Source organism: Rhodococcus sp. SBT000017 (assembly GCF_003688915.1).
Classification (GTDB): Bacteria; Actinomycetota; Actinomycetes; order Mycobacteriales; family Mycobacteriaceae; genus Rhodococcoides.
This window is the reverse complement of the sequence record NZ_REFU01000001.1, coordinates 2663273-2681681: the sequence shown is the minus strand read 5'-3', so window position 1 is coordinate 2681681 and position 18409 is coordinate 2663273. Positions and strand designations below refer to the sequence as shown.

The following is an 18409-nucleotide window of genomic DNA, read 5'->3' as shown; positions in this document are numbered from 1 at the left end:
GGGTCTAGCAGGACGAACCGCCGCACACCGATTGCCCCGCCGTAGAAGCAGTCGACCGGACGTTGCTCGACACACGCCTTGTCCATGACATCGATGCTCGCTCGGCGCGTGTGATGACGTCCCTCACTGCGTCGACTGTCCTGTCGCGGCGGTGGTCTCGCCCGGCACCAGACGCGGCACGTAGCGGACGTAGAGCACCATTCCGATCAACTCCACGAGGGTTTGCGTCACGACCACCACGGCGGCCAGGCTCAACGCCGGTGGTAGCGCCAGGGCGAGTGGCAGCACGACCAGCGAGTTACGGGTGGCGCCGGAGAACACCAGCGCCCGCGTCGCCGGCACGTCCTGACCGAACACCTTCCCGGCACCGACACCGACGAACGCCATCACGATCAGAAACACCACGAAGATGGCTGCAGCAGCGGCGAGTTGGTCGATACGGCTGCGGATCGAGTCGATCTGGGAGGCGACGACGACCGCGAGTGTCACCATCATCACCGGCACCATCGCTGCTGCCATCGCCTCGATGATTTGCTCGCCCAGACGTCGACGTCGCGCCCACAGCTGCGTCGCCGCAGCCAGCGCCAGCGGGATCACGATGAGTAGAACGAACGCCTCGGCAAAGGGGGCGATGTCGATGATCGAGACAGTCTCGGCCCCGACGAACAACCACAGCCACAACGGCAGCAGGGCGATCTGCAGCAACATCAGCAGCGGTGCCCCGGCGAGAAGGCGTTCCGACGCCGCGCCGGCCAGTCCGCTGAAGACGATGACGTAGTCGATGCAGGGGGCGAGCAGCACCAGCACCACACCGACGAGGACAGCTTCGTTCCCGGCGATGATGCGGGTCAGTGCGAACACCACGATGGGGACGGCTGCGAAGTTCAGAACGACCACCGCGGTGGTGAACCGGGCATCACGTAGGGACCGGCCGATCGCGGCGAACGGCACTGCGAGGAACGTCGCGTAGAGCAGAACGATCAGCACCGGATTGATGGCGTGCTCGAACGTCGGTGCTGCGGAGGGGAAGGACAACCCCACCCCCGCGCCGGCGACGAGTGCGAGTAGATACAGGCCGATCTGGTGGGTGTCCCACCATTGCACCGCCGACGTTCGCGCTGTTTCGGTCATGACGCGCTCACGGGTGCGGTCAAAGTCGACGCCAACCAGCTGCATTGCGGGTCGCACGGTGTCGACGCGTCGGGGGTCTCGTCGAGACGAACCAGCGCGGCGGTCAGCGCGTCCCGCAGCACGGTCAGCTGCGCGATCGACTCCTCTGCTCGGGCGATGTGTTCACGCAGTGCCGGTCGCAGCCCGGACTTCACCGCGGCGCACGAATCGTTCTCCCACATACGCAGCATCGACTTGATCTGCGGCAGAGTGAGATTCAGGCTCTTCGCGGCGGTGATGAACGCCAATCGCTGCTGTGCTCGTTCGTCGTAGACACGGTAGCCGTTCGGGGCTCGGTCCGCCGGAAGTAGGCCCTCGCTCTCGTAGAAGCGCAGCGTTGTCGCTGGCACCCCGGTTGCCGAGGACAGTTGCGAGATCAACAGAGCAGACATGACCGCAGACTAAAGGTTCGAGTCGGCTCGAAGGCAAACCGGCCGAGTCCGGCCCGCCATCGAGTCCGCGGCAGCACGAGGGACGTCGGGCTCGTTGCTCCTCGAGGGGGGTGGGGTCAGGGTGCGCCGTCGCCTGGAGTGTTGGGCTCGTGTTGCCTCTTCTCGGTATGGAACGTGATCAGATTGCCGTCGATGTCGACAGTTGCGAACTCCGTCGTTCCCCAGCCTGTCGAGACGGGACGGCCTACGTCTGCGGGGTGAAGCACCCCCGCGCGGGACATCTCGGCGTAAAGGTCGTTGATCTCGTCCACGGCGATGCGGCAGCTGGCGGTGCCGGCAAGGAACGTCTCGGCTCCGCTGCACACCGGCCATGCCGCGTGGTCTGAACGGGTATCCCAGCTGTCGTCGTCGGCGGCCCACAAGTGGATCTCGACGTCGTCGCGGGTGAGCCTCGCGAAAGTCGGGTCGGTGTACCGGGTCGTGAAGCCGAACGATCGGACGTATATCTCGGCAGCGGTGTCGATGTCTCGTACCGGCAGCGCAGGTACCACTTTCGACATGCCCATAGGCAACACTAACGCCGACGAGCCGGAGGGCGAGCCGACCCCGCCTCATATTGCTGGCGCTCAGTGCATTCGACTTCTGACACAGTGAACGCGACTCCTGAAACTGACAATCGGTGTCAGTTTCAGAAGACGGCTGCACTCATTGCAGGCGTTACGAGGGTGAGTGCACGTGTCTTCTGACATTCTGATGTCAAAAGTGCGGTGCACGGTCGCATGTTCGGCTCTCGGTGACAGGGAGGCTTGTGATGGACCCCGACAAGCTCGACGTCGTGGAGACCGGTGTGCTGACAGCGTCGGGGGAGCGGTGGTCCCAGGCCGAGACCCGTTTCGCTGTCCTGGCTCCCTTGCTGGAGATGCATCCGGTGCGTTCGGAAGCGGTCGACGCTGCAGCGCAGCGCTTGGGACTGTCCAGGCGGCAGGTCTACACGTTGGTCGGCAGGCTCAGGAACGGGACGGGGACGGTCACCGATCTTCTGACGAAGGTCTCGTCGGGTGGGCGTGGCCGCAGCCGAGTATCCGCTGAGGTCGAGGAAGTGATCGCCGACCATCTGACTCGATACTTTCTTCACCGTCAGAAGCTCAGTGTCGCTGCGCTGCATAGACGTATCGCATTGGCCTGTCACCGTGCGGGTCTGCCTGTGCCGGCCAGGAACACCGTCACCGCGCGTATCGCCGGCCTCCATCCGGCGTCGGTGGCCAGGTCACGCGGGGGACCCGATGCCGCCCGGCCGCGTCAGTCCGCCGGCGACGTTCCACCGGCGGTTGCGGGGATTCTCGATCAGGTCCAGATCGACCACACCGTCGTCGATGTGATGATCGTCGACGAGTACGAGCGTCAAACGATAGGTCGCCCCTACTTGACGATCGCCATCGATGTCTTCAGCCGTACCGTCCTCGGGTTCGTCGTCACTCTGGAGGCACCGTCAGCCGTATCTGCTGGGTTGTGCCTGGGCCGGGTGTGCAGCGAGAAGCAGACGTGGCTCGAAGCATGCGAGCTGGCCGAACAGGTGCAATGGCCGATGGCAGGCAAGCCGAAGCGGTTATACCTCGACAATGCCGCCGAGTTCAAAAGCGAAGCGCTGCGCCGCGGATGCGCCCAGCACGCGATCACCCTCGAATACCGTCCACCTGGCCGGCCGCATTACGGCGGGATCGTCGAACGCATTCTCGGAACGGCGATGACGGCTGTGCACGAGCTACCCGGGACCACTTTTTCGAACCCCGCGGACCGAGGAAATTACGACTCGGACAAGCACGCCGCGTTGACATTGCGCGAGTTGGAGCGCTGGCTGGTTCTGGCGATAGCCTCGTATCACGCGAGCGTGCATTCAGGGATCGGGAACACTCCGGCCGCCGTGTGGGCCGGCGGTGTCGCCGCAGCTGGTCATGCCCATCGTGTGGTGCTCGGCGAGACCGCGTTCCTGGTGGACTTTCTTCCCGTCATCCGGCGACGTCTGACGCGCACGGGCTTCGTTCTCGATCACGTGCACTACTTCTCGAACGCGCTCAAACCGTGGGTTGCGCGGCGAGAGGAGTTGGGGCGGTTCGTGATAAGACGTGACCCACGCGATCTGAGCAGAATCTGGGTCCTCGAACCAGACGGTGCAGGCTATGTCGAGGTGCCGTACCGGACGATGTCACATCCCGCGGTGACACTGTGGGAGCACAGAGCTGCTATCGCCCGTCTCCGCGAACAAGGTCGGTCGAACGTCGATGAGAGCGCACTGTTTTCGATGATCGAGCAGATGCGTGAGGTCACCGACCGCTCGCAGAAAGCCACCCGCAAAGCCCGGCGCAACCGTGCCCGCCGCACGCATCTCACCGGCGCCGCGTCTGCACCGATCCCGGCGATCCACCCGCCGGTGGAGCCTGAAACGGACGGCGGCACCGCAACGCCGGTCTTCAGCGACATCGAGGAATGGTGAGCCGATGACCGCATCGAAAGGAAGCAGCAACGAACCCACCGAGTCGTCCAGCGAGGATTTGGGGCACCTGCGGGAGTCGGTTCGACCGCTCACCGCACTCGACGACGCGGAGCGGATCCGGTTGATCCGGTCGGAGAGATGGACGGGTATCCGCAGGCCCGTACGGTCATCGACCATCTGGAGACGTTGCTGTCGTGGCCGGACCGACAGCGTATGCCGAACCTACTGTTGCTCGGTCCGACGAACAACGGCAAGTCGATGATCATCGAAAAGTTCCGGCGCACTCATCCGCCGATCAGCTTGTCCGACCGCGAGCAGATACCGGTGTTGTGCATGCAGATGCCCCCGGACCCGTCACCCGGCCGGTTCTACCTCGCACTGCTCACAGCGTTGGGAACACCGACCAGGCCCCGCAATCGGGTCCACGAACTCGAACAGCAAGCATTGATGCTGCTCCGCGCCACCGGCGTGAAGATGTTGATCATCGACGAGCTCCACAATGTTCTCGCCGGCCGCGACAACGTCCGCCGCGAATTCTTGAACGTGCTGCGATTCCTGGGCAACGAACTACGCATTCCTCTCGTCGCTGTCGGCACCCGTGACGCTTACCTCGCCATCCGGACCGATCCCCAGCTGGAGAACCGATTCCACCCCATCACTTTGCCGGTCTGGACCAACACAGCCGACACCAGATCACTGCTGGCCAGCTTCACCACGAGCTTCCCCCTCCGCAAACCCTCGCACCTGACATCACCGGAGATGACCGACTACCTCCTCACTCGCTCCGAGGGCACCATCGGTGAACTGACAACGCTGCTCACTGCCGCAGCAGTGACCGCCGTCGACAGCGGAGAGGAAGCGATCACCTCATCGGTGCTCACGCGCACTCCGTACGTTGGCCCCACCGAGCGGCGTCGCCAGTTCGAGCGCCACCTCGCATGAACGCGCGGCTCGCACCGATGCCCGATGATGCGTACGTTCGCCCGTGGCCGCTGCACCCGCAGCCACTGCCAGGCGAGGCCCTCTCGTCCTGGGTGGCCCGGATATGCGAGCTGTATCCGCACATCAAGCCTTCTGACCTGCTTGCAGACCTCGATATCGATTGTGCTGTCGAGGATCTCGACCGCTACACACCGGAGCCGATACTTATCGAGCTGGCCGGTCGCGGCGCGGTCCCGGTAGAGAGGGTGCGGATGATGACGTTGGCGGGGTGGACACCGTGGCTGCTCGACAGCACCGACCCCGCCGACTGCGACTTCGACACCTACGTCCACCAGTTCTCGATCCTGCTACCGGCCGACCTCGCGAGGGAGGATCGACGACGCCGCACACCCACGAGCGAAGCATGGTTGCCGTGGGCGAGCACTCCGCGCAGTCGGGCATGCCCGGAATGTATCGACAGCCTCGAATCCACTGCTGATATGAACATGACTCTGCTGCATCAATATCCGGTGCTGAGCAGCTGCCTCGACCACCGTTGTCGACTCGAACCCTGCTCTGCTTTCCCTGGTCATGCAATCTTCTGGGATCAGGTCCGGTTCGGTTCGGACGAACGGGTCTCGCCCGTTCCGGTTCCCTCAGCGGTCACGGACCTCGATCGGCGCAGCACCGAGGCTCTGACGACGGGATGGGTGGAACTCGGCCCAGGCCGGGTACATGCCGCAGTCTGGTTCCGACTGCTGCGCACCGTCGTCGACGAAGTGTCCTCACCACTGGTTCGCACCGGACGGTGGGCGACGAGACTCGTTGCGATCTGGAAGGCCGCCGGTCGTTCCCGCCCGCTCCGGACCGCGTGGGTTCCGTTCGAGGACCTGCACTGGGACGAGCAGGCGACAGTCCTCGAGGCCGCAGCGATCGGCATTGCGATGGTCGAGAGCGGTGAGATCGACGCCGGCGGTGCGCACGCATCTCTGCTGCGCCCACGACCGTATGAGCTGGTCGATCCCGGGACCGCTCCGACGCGCTCGTCTTATCCCGCACCCGAGCGCGATTTATGGGCTGACGCGCACGCTGCGGCCGAGGCCGCCATCGCGGCAGCGCGCGTCGATCCCGCATCCGCCAGTTCGTTGTACAACTTCCTGCGCTGGGGGTGCCGCACCGCAGCGGAGCTGGATGAGACGGTGCAACTGTTCCTCGACCACGGGATCCCGCTGCACCATCCGCCGACATAGCTATCGCCCGATGGAGCGGGGTCGTCCGCGGCGCACACGCGGCGACAGCCGAGAAGCCCGTTTTCGCGCCCGGGTCATAGTCACCAACGTTATCTGTGCGGTGACCGACGAGAATTTTCCTTCCCGCACCGTCTACGGCGAAACGCCAGGTGAGTGTCTTTTTGGGTCAAAACTGTGTCGGAGGTGCTCGATACAGTCCTGACATGACAGAACGCGAGCTCGCAGACGCCTCGAAGCCGGTCCCGGCTGTCGTGTCGGGTGGCGCGGCGGTGTTCCCGGATCTACCGCCCGACGTTGCGGCTCGGATCGAACGGTCGATGGCGGCATCCCGCTCGACCGGAACCCGCCGGGCCTACGCCTCGGCGTGGCGACGCTTCGAGACCTGGTGCACTGCCGCCGGGCATCAGGCGTTGCCGGCGCACCCCGCGACGGTGGCCGCCTACCTCGTGGCCGCGGCCGACACACTCACCGTCGACGGGACGCGGGCGTACGCGGCCGCGACGTTCGGCAAATGGGTCGCAGCGATCGCCGACCGCCACCGCGCTACCGGACACGACAACCCGTGCGGGCACGAGATGGTGCGCGCCACCCTCGCAGGGATCCGCCGAGATTACGCGTCGGCGGGGGAGCGGCCCCGCAACCCGCGCGCACCGCTGCTGACCTCCGACATCACCATGATCGTCGAGTACTCGCGTCGCAGTTCGATCGGGTGGGCGTCGGAGGTCCTCGAACGCCGCGACACCGCGCTGCTGCTGATGGGCTACACCGGTGCATTTCGTCGTAGCGAACTCGTCGCTCTCGAATGTCGTGATGTGCGCCGCGACCGCCTCGACGGCGCACACGTACGAATCCGGAAGTCCAAGACCGACCAGGACGGCACCGGCACCGTGAAGGCACTCCCGTTCACCGACCGGCACGAATCATGCCCTGTCTGCGCGTGGATACGCTGGCTGCAGATCGTCGCCGCGTTCGACACCGGCGGCAGAGCCGCCGTCATTCGGTTACTCTCCCGCGCAGCGGAATTCGACTCTCATGTCTGCCGCGGCACCCTGCCTACCGCCGAGAAACGGTCGCCCCTGTTTCGGTCCATCCGCAAGAACGGCAACCTCTCCGACACCGCGTTGTCCGGGGCAGCGGTCCATGCGGCGATCCGCCGCCGCGCAGCTCACGCCGGGTACGACCCCGACACCGTCGCACAGCTCGGCGGGCATTCCCTGCGTGCAGGATTCGTCACCCAAGCCTTCCGCAACGGCGCCGATGCACATGCGATCATGCGCCAAACCGGCCACACCACACCCGCAATGGTCGAGACATATGCCCGCGAGCACGCCCCTCTGGTCGGCAACGCGGTCACCGAACTCGGTCTATGACCGGGCGTGTGACTTCACCCGTGAACGCCGATAGGGCGACCGGGGTAGATGCTGACCACGACGACTGCACCGGTTCGATTCGACCAGCGGATATCACGAACGTGGCGGTGCCGAAGCGGGATCGGCACACGTGGTCACTGTTCGAGGACTGGTGCACCGCCCATGACGAAACACCACTGGCGGCCTCCCCGGATTCACTTGCTCGGTTCCTCTCGGCGCACCCCGCGGCGTCCACGACCCAGCGCCGCCGGATCGCGGTGATCGACGCCGCCCATTCCCGGCACCTGTTACCCCAGCCGGGCCGTGCGGAGGTCGTCCGGGCTGCGCTGGACGTGGCGCGTACGGCGCGCCTGCACGAGCTGGCAGCCGTGATCGGCGGCGTCATCGCGCGCCTCCCCGAATCCGGTTGGCCGTCCGAACTGTTCGCGCGGCGAGACGCCCTCGTCCTGGTCTTTGCCTCGACCGGTCTGCCGTACACCCAGATCGCGGCCCTGCGGCCCTGCGACGTCACCGCCGATCCGAGGATCGATGCCCTTCGTATCGACACAGGCCGCGGCGTTCGCACCGTCACTCCTCTCGCACTGATGGAGACGGGTATCTCGCCGCGGACGGTGTTCCAGCGCTGGTTGGAGGTGCTGGGCCATCACACGCGGTACCCGAACACTCGAATGCTCGCCGACGCTCTCGATGCCGTGGGCGGTACCGGGCTCAGCGGATTCGACCGGTACGTCGATCCGGCCGGTCGACAGCCGCTGTCGACCGCAATCGACCGGTGGGGTCACACCCCGCTGACTGCGACTGCACTTACCGCCCATGCGGTCGCCGACATCGTTCGAGCGCACCTGGACGGACGAGCACCTGTGCACCGACACCATTCGGTGCAGGCACGGCAGCCGAGCACAGATCTCGTACCCAAGCCCGCCTCGGCTTCGCTACTCGACCCCGGCTACTACGAACACGGGACTCGGGCACGCCGAGACGCACACCAGCTACTCGGTGGCGTCGATTCGACGCTCGACGACGTCGAAGAGCGTGCGGATTCACTGTTGAAGCGGCTTCTCGAATTCGTCGAGGCAGAAGTGCCGCCGTGAGGTCGGCCGTTCGTGCCGCGAAGATGGTCCCTGCACCCGTTCAGGCCGCTTCTGTGGCGTGGAGACGCTCGACGAGACCGGGGTGAACCGATCGATCAGATCTCCGCTTGCGTGAACTCGACTGTGTCGCCCTCCGGTGCACCGACATTCCGGGAGCAATCGCCGGAGGGAACTTCGGTTCGGGTGAACCCCTCAGGCTCGGTGTGCGTACACCACAGTGAAGCCCACCGCTGGCGTGGGCACGAGGACAGGACACGTGATGAGCACTTCAAGGTTCCGTATGGCAACGTCGCTGCTCGCGTCGGCGGCGGTGATCGCCCTCGCCGGGTGCGGTTCCACCGAACCCACCGGTTCGGTGGCGGTGTCGAGCACTCCGGTGTCCACGTCGGCGGACGCGAAGGCTGCGACACCCGATGTGGCACCGTCCGAACCCGGACTGGTGGTGTACGCCAGTAACTACTCTGTGAGTGACACGGTCTCTCGGGTACAGCGCGCGCTGGAGACGGCGGGAGCTGTGGCAGCCACTGTGGATTTCGAGAAGTTGGCACAGGGAGCAGGTGAGACGATCCGCCCGACCACCGTGGTGATCGGGGGGAATCCGAAAGCGGCGTCGCCGTTGATCGCCGCGGACCAACGGGCCGCGATCGACCTTCCACAGAAGTACCTGGTCTGGCAGGCCGCCAACGGAACGGTGTTTCTGGCATACAACTCCGCCGAGTACATCGCGACGCTCGCAGGCATCCCGGTCTCGTCCGACGCCCTCGACGGACTCCGGGCCGGCTCGGCATCGACCGCGTCCGATGCGACGGGATCCTCGGCGGCCGCCGCAGAGGGCACCGATGTGTCCGCAGCGCCGGGATACCTGGTCGAGAAGACCAGTGATGCATCGGTTGCAGCGTCCATTGCCCGATACGAGGCAGCGTTCGCGGCCAAGAATCAGCCCACAGTCGCAACCGTCGATCTCGCGTCCGCCGCTGCCGAGACACCTCTGAGGCCCACCATGGTCACCTACGTCGGTAATCCTGCGGTCTCGACTGCGCTGGTCGGAGCGCAGCAGACCATGGGGATCGACCTCCCCGCCCGATACGTGGCGTGGCAGGATGCCGAAGGGATCGTTCACGTGGCTCACCCCGATATCCGTGTACTCGCCGCTCGGCATTCGATCTCGCCGACCAATCCTGTTCTCGACATGGTCGCCGCCGCCACGACCGGTTTCACCGATGCCGCTTCCGGCTCGGGCAGTTAGGTGGACGGTGTCGAATCCGGCTCACAGCACAACCACCAGCTCGTCGATGCGTCCGAAGTCGCCATGTCGGCGCTCTTCCGCGAGCACCAGCACGCAGTGACTCGATTCGTCAGCCGCTACACCCAGACCCGCGAGCAGTGTGAGGACATCGTCCAGGAGACGATGTTGCGCGCGTGGCGCGGGATCGACCGCATCGATGTGACGGCAGCATCGACGCGGTCCTATCTCATGACCATCGCGCGAAACGTACTCACCGATCAGTGGCGGGCGAGCACGAGCAGGCCGACTCTCGTCCACGATCAGATCGCACTCGCCGCCGAGTGCATCGACGACGAATTGGGCGGGGTCCTCGACGGGTGGCTCATAGACGAGTCGCTGCGTCGGTTGTCCGAGGAGCATCGAGCAGTCATCGTGCTCATCTACTACGAGGGTCGAACCGTCTCCGAAGTGGCCGCGCACCTCGATATCGCGGTCGGCACGGTCAAGTCCCGCTCCTATTACGCTGTGCGTGCCCTACGCCGGATCTTCGACGAGTTGGGATTGATTCCATGAGCTCAGCGCACGACGAGATCCGACCACTGCTCGGGGCGTACGTACTCGACGGACTCGAGCGCGACGACCGAGCAGCGGTACGACGACACCTCGACGACTGCCTTGCCTGCCGAACCGAAATCGACGTCCTGGCACCCGTCGCAGGAGTGCTTCGACGTCGCAGGCAGCCAGCAGATCTCTCACCGGTGCACTCGACGGCCGGTGCAGACCAGCGACTCGACCACCTGCTGAGCGCGATGAGGCATCAACGGACCTCCGAGAAGAGGCGGCGGCGAGTGTGGACTGCGGTGTCGGCGACCCTCGTTCTGGGAGTCGCTGCGGCGATCGTCCCGCTCAGTACCCTCGCCCGCTCCGACGATTCGACAACGGTGAACGATGCGGGTGCCCGCCCGCTCGTTCTGTCGAGCACCGTCGGGGCCACAGGTGACCTCGAGCTCACCACGAAAGCCTGGGGCACATCGATCGACGTCGACGTTCAACAACTCCCCGGCGCAGGCATCCTCACTCTGCAAGTGGTCGGCAACGACGGGACTCGACAACAAGCAGCTCAATGGTCGGTCACCGCGAGCCGAGCAGCAGCGGTGACCGGCGCAACGTCCCTTTCTGTCGAGGACATCCACTCGATCGTGATCGACGATCCGGCGGGCAACACGATCGCGCGGGCCTCTCGCTGAGACCGAGTCGTCACGGACACGGGCAGGTTTCGATGCGGTGCCTCGGACAGCGTGTCGGTCGCGTGGCCGCCCGAACGGCTGGACCGCGGTCGAGTGAGATCGGGACGCTGACGACGTACCCCGGATCGACATCCGAGTCCGAACGCGCTGGCTCTGCGTTCGCCGCACCGCATCGGTCCGTCGCTCGTTTTCCGGACTCATTCCAGAAAAGTCGTGCATACTGGTCGATGTGAGCTCATCGTCGAACTACCCGGAGATGCTGCGTAGTGCTGCGCTCCGAGTCACCCGCCCCCGTCTGGCGGTGCTCGACGTGGTGCACGAACATCCGCACGTCGACACCGACACCGTCCACAGAGCCGTTCGGGCCACCCTGCCCGATGTCTCCCGCCAGGCCGTGCACGACGTGCTCCGCGCTCTGACCACCGCGGGACTGGTCCGGCGAATTCAGCCGTCCGGTTCGGTCTCCCGGTACGAGAGCAGGATCGGCGACAATCACCACCATCTCGTGTGCCGCAAGTGCGGCGCGATCGCCGATGTGGAGTGCGCCGTCGGTGAGGCTCCGTGCCTCACTCCGTCGGAGGCCCCTGGTTTCGTCGTCGACGAGGCAGAGGTCATCTACTGGGGCCTGTGCGAGAACTGCTCCACCAGCGTCAGCCCCTGATGTCGCGGCGCGGGAGCGCCGCGGGAATCAGATCATTCACCATCTTCTGGAGGGAAAACTCGTGTCCGAGGACCACACAACACGCGAAAAAGAAATGAACCAGGACCAGCCACAGGAGTCGGGTGGCAAGTGTCCGGTCATGCACGACTCGATGCCGGCACCCGTCGAAGGCGGAAGCAACCGCGAGTGGTGGCCCAAGTCGCTGAACCTGAAGATCCTCAAGAAGAACCCGGCAGTCGGCGACCCCATGGGCCCGAACTACGACTACGCAGCCGAGTTCAACTCCCTCGATCTCGCCGAGGTCAAGCGCGACATCGAAGCCCTCATGACGAACTCGCAGCCCTGGTGGCCCGCGGACTTCGGTCACTACGGCCCCTTCTTCATTCGTATGGCGTGGCACGCCGCAGGTACGTACCGCAAGCAGGACGGACGCGGCGGTGCCGGAGCCGGCATGCAGCGCTTCGCGCCGCTGAACAGCTGGCCCGACAACGCGAGCCTGGACAAGGCCCGCCGCCTCATCTGGCCGATCAAGCAGAAGTACGGCCGCAAGCTCTCCTGGGCCGACCTCATCGTGCTCACCGGCAACGTCGCCATCGAATCGATGGGCCTGCCGACCTACGGCTACGCCGGCGGACGCGTCGACGCCTGGGAGCCGGACGAAGACATCTACTGGGGACCTGAGCAGACCTGGCTCGGCGACGAGCGCTACTACGGTGACCGCACCAGCCTCGAGGGCCCGCTGGCCGCAGTGCAGATGGGCTTGATCTACGTCAATCCCGAAGGCCCGAACGGAAACCCGGATCCCGTGCAGTCCGCACTGGACATCCGCGAGACCTTCGGCCGCATGGCCATGAACGACATCGAGACCGCCGCATTGGCCATCGGCGGACACACGTTCGGCAAGACGCACGGCGCAGCGGACCCCGAGGTGCACATCGGAGCCGAGCCCGAAGGCGCGCCCCTCGAGCAGATGGGCCTGGGCTGGAAGAACAGCTTCGGCACCGGCTCCGGAGCCGACGCGATCACCAGTGGACTCGAAGTCATCTGGACCCCGACCCCGACTCAGTGGGACAACTCGTTCCTCGAAACCCTGTACGGGTTCGAGTGGGAGCTCTACAAGAGCCCCGCAGGTGCGCACCAGTGGCGCCCGAAGAACGGCGAAGGCGCGGACCTCGTTCCCGACCCCGCCGACCCCTCCAAGCGTCGCCACCCGTCGATGCTCACCTCCGACATCGCGATGCGCGTCGACCCGATCTACGAGCAGATCACCCGGCGCTGGCTCGACCACCCCGAAGAGCTGGCAGAAGAGTTCCAGAAGGCGTGGTTCAAACTCACCCACCGCGACATGGGACCGGTCTCGCGTTACCTCGGCCCCGAGATCCCGGCCGAGCCCCTGCTCTGGCAGGACCCGATCCCGGCCGTCGATCACGAGCTGATCGGTGACGCACAGATCGCCGAGCTCAAGCAGACGATCCTCGACTCCGAACTCGGTCAGGATCAGCTGATCTCGGCAGCGTGGGCGGCGGCATCGTCGTTCCGCATCAGCGACAAGCGCGGCGGTGCCAACGGTGGCCGTCTGCGTCTGCAGCCGCAGGCCGGCTGGGAGGTCAACGAGCCCGACGAGCTCGCACAGGTCATCCGCGTGCTCGAAGGCATCCAGCAGTCGTTCTCCGGAACTGTCTCGTTCGCCGATCTCGTCGTCCTCGGCGGTGTTGCGGCCGTCGAGCAGGCCGCGAAGAACGCCGGCGTCGACATCACGGTCCCGTTCACCCCGGGCCGCATGGATGCCACGCAGGAGAAGACGGACGTCGACTCGTTCTCCGATCTCGAACCCAAGGTCGACGGCTTCCGTAATTTCCTGGGCAAGGGTCAGAAGCTCCCGGCCGAGTTCAACCTGGTCGATCGCGCGAACCTGCTCTCGCTCAGTGCACCGGAAATGACCGTGCTCGTCGGTGGTCTGCGCGTGTTCGGTGCCAACTTCGGAAAGTCGTCGCACGGTGTCCTGACCGACAAGGTCGGCACACTCACCAACGACTTCTTCGTCAACCTCCTCGACATGGGCACCGAATGGGTTCCCACCGCCGAGGAGGGCATCTACGAGGCCAAGGACACGGCGACCGGTGAGACGAAGTGGACCGGCACCCGCAACGACCTGGTCTTCGGCTCCAACTCCGAATTGCGGGCCCTCGCAGAGGTATACGCGTGCGACGACGCCAAGGACAAGTTCGTGAAGGACTTCGTCGCTGCATGGGACAAGGTCATGATGCTCGATCGCTACGATCTGGCCTGATTTGTCCATCCAACCCCACTTCACCCCCGTACCGACTCTCGGTGCGGGGGTGAAGTGGTTCGGCGACGCCGGGGTCTCGGCCACTTTTCAGTGTCTCGGCGTCGGTGCGAAGTCCCGGTGGGCTGATCTCGTCGGCCCCGACATCCTGGGTCGTTCGCCGTGGGCGCGCGACAAGTGTGGGTGGGACGGCAAAAGCAACTTCTCGGGTTCGTCGAGACCGAGCTACCCGGGCGTGGCCGGGCAGTTCGTGCCGCGAGGATGGTGGCCCTTGCGCCCGTTCAGGCCACTTTTGTGGCGTGCAGACGCTCGACGAGACCGAGAGTGAATCGGTCGATGTCCTCGATGGAGAAGCTCTCGTCACCGGTGATCGCGAGCGAGGGCCGGCGCAGAAAGTGCTCGCCACCGATCGGGATGCTCACCAGTTCCAGGGCGCGTTGGATCCATCGAACCGGCCGGATCGACGAGGCGACGTGATCGGCGAGGAGCAGCGTTCCACCCGGACGCAGCACCCGAGACATTTCCGCGAGCGCGATGTCCGTGGCGGGGATGGCGCAGAGCGAGAACGTGCACACCACGGTGTCGAAGGATGCATCGGGGAAGTCCAGAGCGTGAGCGTCCCCGAGCGTCAGCTGCGCATCCGGTCTGACGTCGGCGGCGCGAGTGTGCGCCTGTGCGAGCATGTCCGGGCTCAGCTCGATTCCGGTCAACGATGTTCCTGGCGGGTAGTGCTCGAGATTGAGCCCTGTTCCCACTGCGACCTCGAGAACCTGGCCTCGGGCGCGACTGCAGATCCAGGACCTGGTGTCGCGGAAGAGGACTCGGTCGAGGAAGGTCATGTGCTTGTCGTAACCGGCCGCTTGCTTGTCCCAGAATCGTTGCCATCGGGCGAGGCGGTGCGTCGAATCGCCGACCATCGCTCAGTGCTCCCGGCCGGGAGCGATGGGTGCCGCGGCGGTGCGTGAGGCCTCGGACTCGGGGTGCGCCGCGAGATAACGCTTCTTGACCAGCTCCGATTCCTGCGCTTTACGGGAGTTCGTGAGATCGCGGGGCAGCATGTGTCGCACGAGGCGGCGTTGCCGATTCTCTTCCATGTACGAGGCGGTGAAGAACACCGAGAGCAGGACCGCCAGGAGCACCATGGCACCACGCAACCACAGTTCACCGGGAAAGAACATGAACACGGCGTAGATGGGAAGAAACGGAACCTGGCCGCGGATCAGGTGCCGCACCACGGCGTGATCGCCCGTCAGATCGTTGGCCACCCAGTCCGTCATGGTCGAGGGCAGAGTGCGGCCGAAGGCGTAGCCGACCCACTGCCACGGCGCAGGGCGGGTCCTGTCGCGGTTCACCGGGTCGGGGTCACTGTGCTCTGACGCATCCCCAGCCGCCGCATCGCCAAGCTGGCCGGGCACCATCCGACTGCGGAATACAGCAGCAGATTCCCGCCGACGAATGCTGTCAGGACATGCCAGCGGCGGTCGTGCAGGGAACCGGCAGCGAGGCTGGCGAGGACCATGGTGCCCGCCAGCGCGGGGACCGCGCGTTCGATACTCGGTCCGCCGGGGCCGGTGAGGGTGTCGGTGCATGACATGCGGTAGATCCTCGCTTCTGTGCGTGTGGTGCGGTCGTCCGTGCATACCCTAGGGGGTAGGAAAGAATAGTAGCACCATACCCCTGGGGGTACTGTGCTACGGTTCCTTCATCTTCCCGACCAGTAAGGACATGATGTGAGTTCCACGGACGTTCGAACCGACGAGAGTTCTGCAGACAGCTCGCCGCCAGGAATCACCGGCGGGCCGTTGGCGCGCTTCGGTGCGCGCATGGCAGGCAACTTCAAGTGGGTGGTCACCGCGTGGCTCGTGGTCATCATCGGATTGGGAGCGTTCGCGCCGTCGGTGTTCGGATCCCTTGCCGGTGCCGGGTGGCAATCCAACGGATCGGAGTCGGTCCAGGTTCGCGAACTCGCACAGGAGCACTTCGGCGGAAACTCCTCGGCCGCGATCCAGGTGGTCGTCCATTCGGACACCGAGCAGGTGACCGATCCCGCTGTCGCGGCGGTCATTTCCGAGGTAACCGACATTCTGGCCGCCGACTCGCGGATTTCCGAGGTGATCGCCCCGCAACCGGGAATGTCGATCAGCCCCGACGGACGCACCGGGATCCTCATCGGTGGAGCGAACGGGACCACCGACGAGATGGTCAAAGCGGTCGACGACCTCAAAGGTGAGCTGACCGCAGCCTCCACGGACTCGATCGAGGTCTACCCGACCGGAGCATCGGCACTGTGGAGTGACTTCAACAAGGCCAACCACGACGCGATGATCAAGGCCGAAATCATCTCCTGGCCCGTCACATTGGCGATCATGGTGCTCGCGTTCGGATCACTCGTCGCGGCAGGTCTGCCCCTGCTGTTGACTCTGGCCGGCCTCGTCGCATCCGCGGGTGGTCTGGTTCTGCTCAACGAAATCACACCGATCTCGGTGTGGGCCATGAACTTTGCGATGATGTTCGCCCTGGCACTCGGTATCGACTACGCGCTCTTCCTCGTCGTCCGATTCCGGGATGCGCTCCGCAAGACCGTCGACGCCGGACGGATCGACTTACGGCGTGCAGTGGCAGAAACGATGGACACGGCAGGCAAAGCAGTCCTGCTGTCCGGTCTGACCGTGCTGATCAGCTTGTCTGCCGTGCTTCTCGTACCGGCACCTGCGGTACGCACGATGGCCGTGGGCATCATGCTCGCGGTGGTGTTCGTGCTCGCGGCCACCCTCACGCTGCTCCCCGCAGTTCTGGGCAAGCTCGGACCGAAGGTCAATGCCGGCTCCCTCCCGTACGCGAAGCGTCAGGTGCACCGTTCGCCGAAATTCGCGTCCTGGGGTCAGTTGCTGCACAAGCATCCGTGGCCGTTCGCCATCGGCTCGCTGTTGATTCTGGTGGCGCTGTCGATTCCGGCACTCGGTCTCAAGGTCGCCATGCCGTCCATTTCGGTTGTGCCCGAGGACGCTCCGGTCCGCCAGGGCTACGAATTGGTGCAGGCACAGATGGGTGAAGGTGCACCAGGCATGCTGCAGATCATTGCCCCCACATCGGAGGCGGAGCAGACCGCGCAGATCGCAGCGGGCGTCGACGGCGTATCGATGGTGACGCCGCCCATGCCCGCCATGGATGGATCCGACTTCGTCATGCTGCAGGCCATCCCGAACGTGGACCCGTCGGACCCCGCACTCGAGACCACACTCGACGCCTTACGTGCCGAGCTGCCCGAGGGCGCGATCGTCGGCGGTGCACCCGCGGAGAACCTGGACCTGCAGACCGCGTTGAACGAGTATCTGCCGATCGTGGTGTCGGTGATCCTCGTACTCGGATTCCTGCTGCTGCTGATCGCGCTACAGGCACCGCTGATCGCCCTGCTGGGGACCGTGGTCAGCCTGCTGTCCACCGGAGCGGCATTCGGTGTGGCGAAGCTGATCTTCCAAGACGGTCACGGCTCGTCGCTACTCGGATTCACCCCGCAGGGCTTCCTGAACGGCTGGGGACCGGTGTTCTTCTTCGCGATGATCTTCGCAATTGCGATGGACTACACGGTGTTTCTGCTGTCGAGCGTCAAGGAACACTACGAGAACACCGGTGATCCACACGGTTCTCAGGTCGACGGAATGGCGCACTCGGGACGGGTTATCTTCGCGGCGGCCGCGGTGATGATCGCGGTGTTCTTCTCGTTCGCGCTCGCCGAACCACTGCCACCCAAGGAGATGGGCATCATTCTGGGTGTCGCCGTACTGTTGGACGCCATTCTCATCCGTTTGGTTCTGCTGCCGGTTCTCCTGCGCCTGACCGGCCACGCCGCATGGTGGTCACCCACGTGGCTACGAGCAGTACTGCCCAAGATCGGCTTCTCGCACAGCTGAGTGTCACCGATCTCGAGCAACACAGTGGTAGCCGAGGCCGTCCGGCTTCGGCCACCACGACCACCCTTACCCCTAGGGGTAACCTGGAGTTTCATCGAACGAAGGACTGAACGACATGACCGGTGACACCGAAAGCATCGCGTTGGTATTGAACCGTCTGCGGCGGGCGCAGGGTCAGCTCGCAGGAGTGATCTCGATGATCGAGAGCGGACGGGACTGCAAGGACGTCGTCACCCAGCTGGCCGCGGTGTCGAAGGCTCTCGACCGGGCAGGCTTCAAGATCGTCGCCACCGGACTCCGTGAGTGCATCACCGGAGCGGAAACAGGGGAGAAGATGAGCGAAGCGGAACTCGAGAAGCTGTTTCTCGCCCTCGCCTGACAACGGTCCGACCA

Annotated in this window: 17 protein-coding genes and 1 pseudogene; 12 read left to right on the top strand and 6 right to left on the bottom strand. The window is 65.0% G+C overall.

Translation table 11 applies throughout. The features are described 5' to 3' along the window. Nucleotides 1-123: 123 nt before the first annotated feature. The 3 genes from AYK61_RS12390 to AYK61_RS12380 all read right to left on the bottom strand — a co-directional run bounded on the left by AYK61_RS12390 (nt 124) and on the right by AYK61_RS12380 (nt 2122). A complete protein-coding gene (locus AYK61_RS12390; RefSeq protein ID WP_057479433.1) occupies nt 124-1131 on the bottom strand; it encodes an arsenic resistance protein in 1008 nt (335 codons plus the stop codon). Then, on the bottom strand, nt 1128-1562 hold the full coding sequence (locus tag AYK61_RS12385; RefSeq protein WP_121870979.1) for a MerR family transcriptional regulator: 435 nt from the start codon (nt 1560-1562) through the stop codon (nt 1128-1130). The genes AYK61_RS12390 and AYK61_RS12385 overlap by 4 nt, the downstream gene beginning before the upstream one ends. Before the next feature lie 116 nt (nt 1563-1678). Beyond that, on the bottom strand, nt 1679-2122 hold the full coding sequence (locus AYK61_RS12380; RefSeq protein ID WP_237606111.1) for a VOC family protein: 444 nt from the start codon (nt 2120-2122) through the stop codon (nt 1679-1681). Between the two features lie 251 nt (nt 2123-2373). Between AYK61_RS12380 and AYK61_RS12375 the strand changes: the two genes are divergently transcribed. The 10 genes and pseudogenes from AYK61_RS12375 (at nt 2374) to katG (ending at nt 14108) form a co-directional block, all read left to right on the top strand. Beyond that, entirely contained in the window at nt 2374-4053 is a 1680-nt protein-coding gene (locus AYK61_RS12375) for a Mu transposase C-terminal domain-containing protein (RefSeq protein ID WP_032386874.1), read from the top strand. A 4-nt stretch (nt 4054-4057) separates the two neighbouring features. Further along, nucleotides 4058-4995: pseudogene (locus AYK61_RS12370) on the top strand (TniB family NTP-binding protein). Next, nucleotides 4992-6224 (top strand): TniQ family protein, encoded by a 1233-nt coding sequence (locus AYK61_RS12365; protein WP_121870978.1) that lies wholly within the window; start codon nt 4992-4994, stop codon nt 6222-6224. The pseudogene AYK61_RS12370 and the gene AYK61_RS12365 overlap by 4 nt, the downstream one beginning before the upstream one ends. A gap of 203 nt (nt 6225-6427) precedes the next feature. Beyond that, the gene (locus tag AYK61_RS12360) at nt 6428-7594 is read left to right on the top strand and encodes a site-specific integrase (protein ID WP_121870977.1); all 1167 of its coding nucleotides are present in this window, start codon (nt 6428-6430) and stop codon (nt 7592-7594) included. 107 nt (nt 7595-7701) lie between these two features. Beyond that, nucleotides 7702-8685 carry a recombinase gene (locus tag AYK61_RS12355; RefSeq protein WP_230074816.1) on the top strand — a complete coding sequence of 328 codons (984 nt, stop codon included), beginning with the start codon at nt 7702-7704 and terminating at the stop codon, nt 8683-8685. A 259-nt stretch (nt 8686-8944) separates the two neighbouring features. Then, nucleotides 8945-9931, top strand: a complete 987-nt coding sequence (locus tag AYK61_RS12350) for a DUF302 domain-containing protein (protein WP_080729192.1) — start codon at nt 8945-8947, stop codon at nt 9929-9931. Next, the gene (locus tag AYK61_RS12345) at nt 9932-10483 is read left to right on the top strand and encodes a sigma-70 family RNA polymerase sigma factor (RefSeq protein ID WP_027494238.1); all 552 of its coding nucleotides are present in this window, start codon (nt 9932-9934) and stop codon (nt 10481-10483) included. It abuts the gene before it with no gap. Continuing rightward, a complete protein-coding gene (locus tag AYK61_RS12340) occupies nt 10480-11157 on the top strand; it encodes a zf-HC2 domain-containing protein (protein WP_027494239.1) in 678 nt (225 codons plus the stop codon). Before AYK61_RS12345 ends, AYK61_RS12340 begins: the two co-directional genes overlap by 4 nt. 256 nt (nt 11158-11413) lie before the next feature. Next, nucleotides 11414-11818: a Fur family transcriptional regulator gene (locus AYK61_RS12335; protein ID WP_183130437.1), complete on the top strand. Its 405-nt coding sequence runs from the start codon at nt 11414-11416 to the stop codon at nt 11816-11818. A gap of 94 nt (nt 11819-11912) precedes the next feature. Then, entirely contained in the window at nt 11913-14108 is a 2196-nt protein-coding gene (katG, locus tag AYK61_RS12330) for a catalase/peroxidase HPI (protein ID WP_259468180.1), read from the top strand. A 278-nt stretch (nt 14109-14386) separates the two neighbouring features. Here katG and AYK61_RS12325 read toward each other — a convergent pair whose 3' ends face one another. Genes AYK61_RS12325 through AYK61_RS12315 form a run of 3 tightly spaced genes read right to left on the bottom strand, consistent with a single transcriptional unit; the run spans nt 14387 to nt 15699 of the window. Next, on the bottom strand, nt 14387-15022 hold the full coding sequence (locus AYK61_RS12325; RefSeq protein ID WP_032370094.1) for a class I SAM-dependent methyltransferase: 636 nt from the start codon (nt 15020-15022) through the stop codon (nt 14387-14389). 3 nt (nt 15023-15025) lie between these two features. Beyond that, entirely contained in the window at nt 15026-15457 is a 432-nt protein-coding gene (locus AYK61_RS12320) for a DUF5313 family protein (RefSeq protein WP_032370095.1), read from the bottom strand. Further along, entirely contained in the window at nt 15454-15699 is a 246-nt protein-coding gene (locus AYK61_RS12315; RefSeq protein WP_032370096.1) for a DUF2892 domain-containing protein, read from the bottom strand. The genes AYK61_RS12320 and AYK61_RS12315 overlap by 4 nt, the downstream gene beginning before the upstream one ends. A 136-nt stretch (nt 15700-15835) precedes the next feature. Here AYK61_RS12315 and AYK61_RS12310 point away from each other — a divergent pair, with 136 nt between their 5' ends. Continuing rightward, on the top strand, nt 15836-18016 hold the full coding sequence (locus AYK61_RS12310; protein ID WP_121870974.1) for an MMPL family transporter: 2181 nt from the start codon (nt 15836-15838) through the stop codon (nt 18014-18016). Nucleotides 18017-18131: 115 nt separating this feature from the next. After that, entirely contained in the window at nt 18132-18395 is a 264-nt protein-coding gene (locus AYK61_RS12305; RefSeq protein ID WP_006898188.1) for a metal-sensitive transcriptional regulator, read from the top strand. Nucleotides 18396-18409: the final 14 nt, after the last annotated feature.

What these genes read in the sequence shown, in the direction of transcription:
- AYK61_RS12390 (WP_057479433.1), bottom strand. Translation starts at nt 1,131, where the DNA reads ATGACCGAAACAGCGCGAACGTCGGCGGTGCAATGGTGGGACACCCAC.
- AYK61_RS12385 (WP_121870979.1), bottom strand. Translation starts at nt 1,562, where the DNA reads ATGTCTGCTCTGTTGATCTCGCAACTGTCCTCGGCAACCGGGGTGCCA.
- AYK61_RS12380 (WP_237606111.1), bottom strand. Translation starts at nt 2,122, where the DNA reads ATGTCGAAAGTGGTACCTGCGCTGCCGGTACGAGACATCGACACCGCT.
- AYK61_RS12375 (WP_032386874.1), top strand. Translation starts at nt 2,374, where the DNA reads ATGGACCCCGACAAGCTCGACGTCGTGGAGACCGGTGTGCTGACAGCG.
- AYK61_RS12365 (WP_121870978.1), top strand. Translation starts at nt 4,992, where the DNA reads ATGAACGCGCGGCTCGCACCGATGCCCGATGATGCGTACGTTCGCCCG.
- AYK61_RS12360 (WP_121870977.1), top strand. Translation starts at nt 6,428, where the DNA reads ATGACAGAACGCGAGCTCGCAGACGCCTCGAAGCCGGTCCCGGCTGTC.
- AYK61_RS12350 (WP_080729192.1), top strand. Translation starts at nt 8,945, where the DNA reads ATGAGCACTTCAAGGTTCCGTATGGCAACGTCGCTGCTCGCGTCGGCG.
- AYK61_RS12340 (WP_027494239.1), top strand. Translation starts at nt 10,480, where the DNA reads ATGAGCTCAGCGCACGACGAGATCCGACCACTGCTCGGGGCGTACGTA.
- AYK61_RS12335 (WP_183130437.1), top strand. Translation starts at nt 11,414, where the DNA reads ATGCTGCGTAGTGCTGCGCTCCGAGTCACCCGCCCCCGTCTGGCGGTG.
- katG (WP_259468180.1), top strand. Translation starts at nt 11,913, where the DNA reads ATGAACCAGGACCAGCCACAGGAGTCGGGTGGCAAGTGTCCGGTCATG.
- AYK61_RS12325 (WP_032370094.1), bottom strand. Translation starts at nt 15,022, where the DNA reads ATGGTCGGCGATTCGACGCACCGCCTCGCCCGATGGCAACGATTCTGG.
- AYK61_RS12315 (WP_032370096.1), bottom strand. Translation starts at nt 15,699, where the DNA reads ATGTCATGCACCGACACCCTCACCGGCCCCGGCGGACCGAGTATCGAA.
- AYK61_RS12305 (WP_006898188.1), top strand. Translation starts at nt 18,132, where the DNA reads ATGACCGGTGACACCGAAAGCATCGCGTTGGTATTGAACCGTCTGCGG.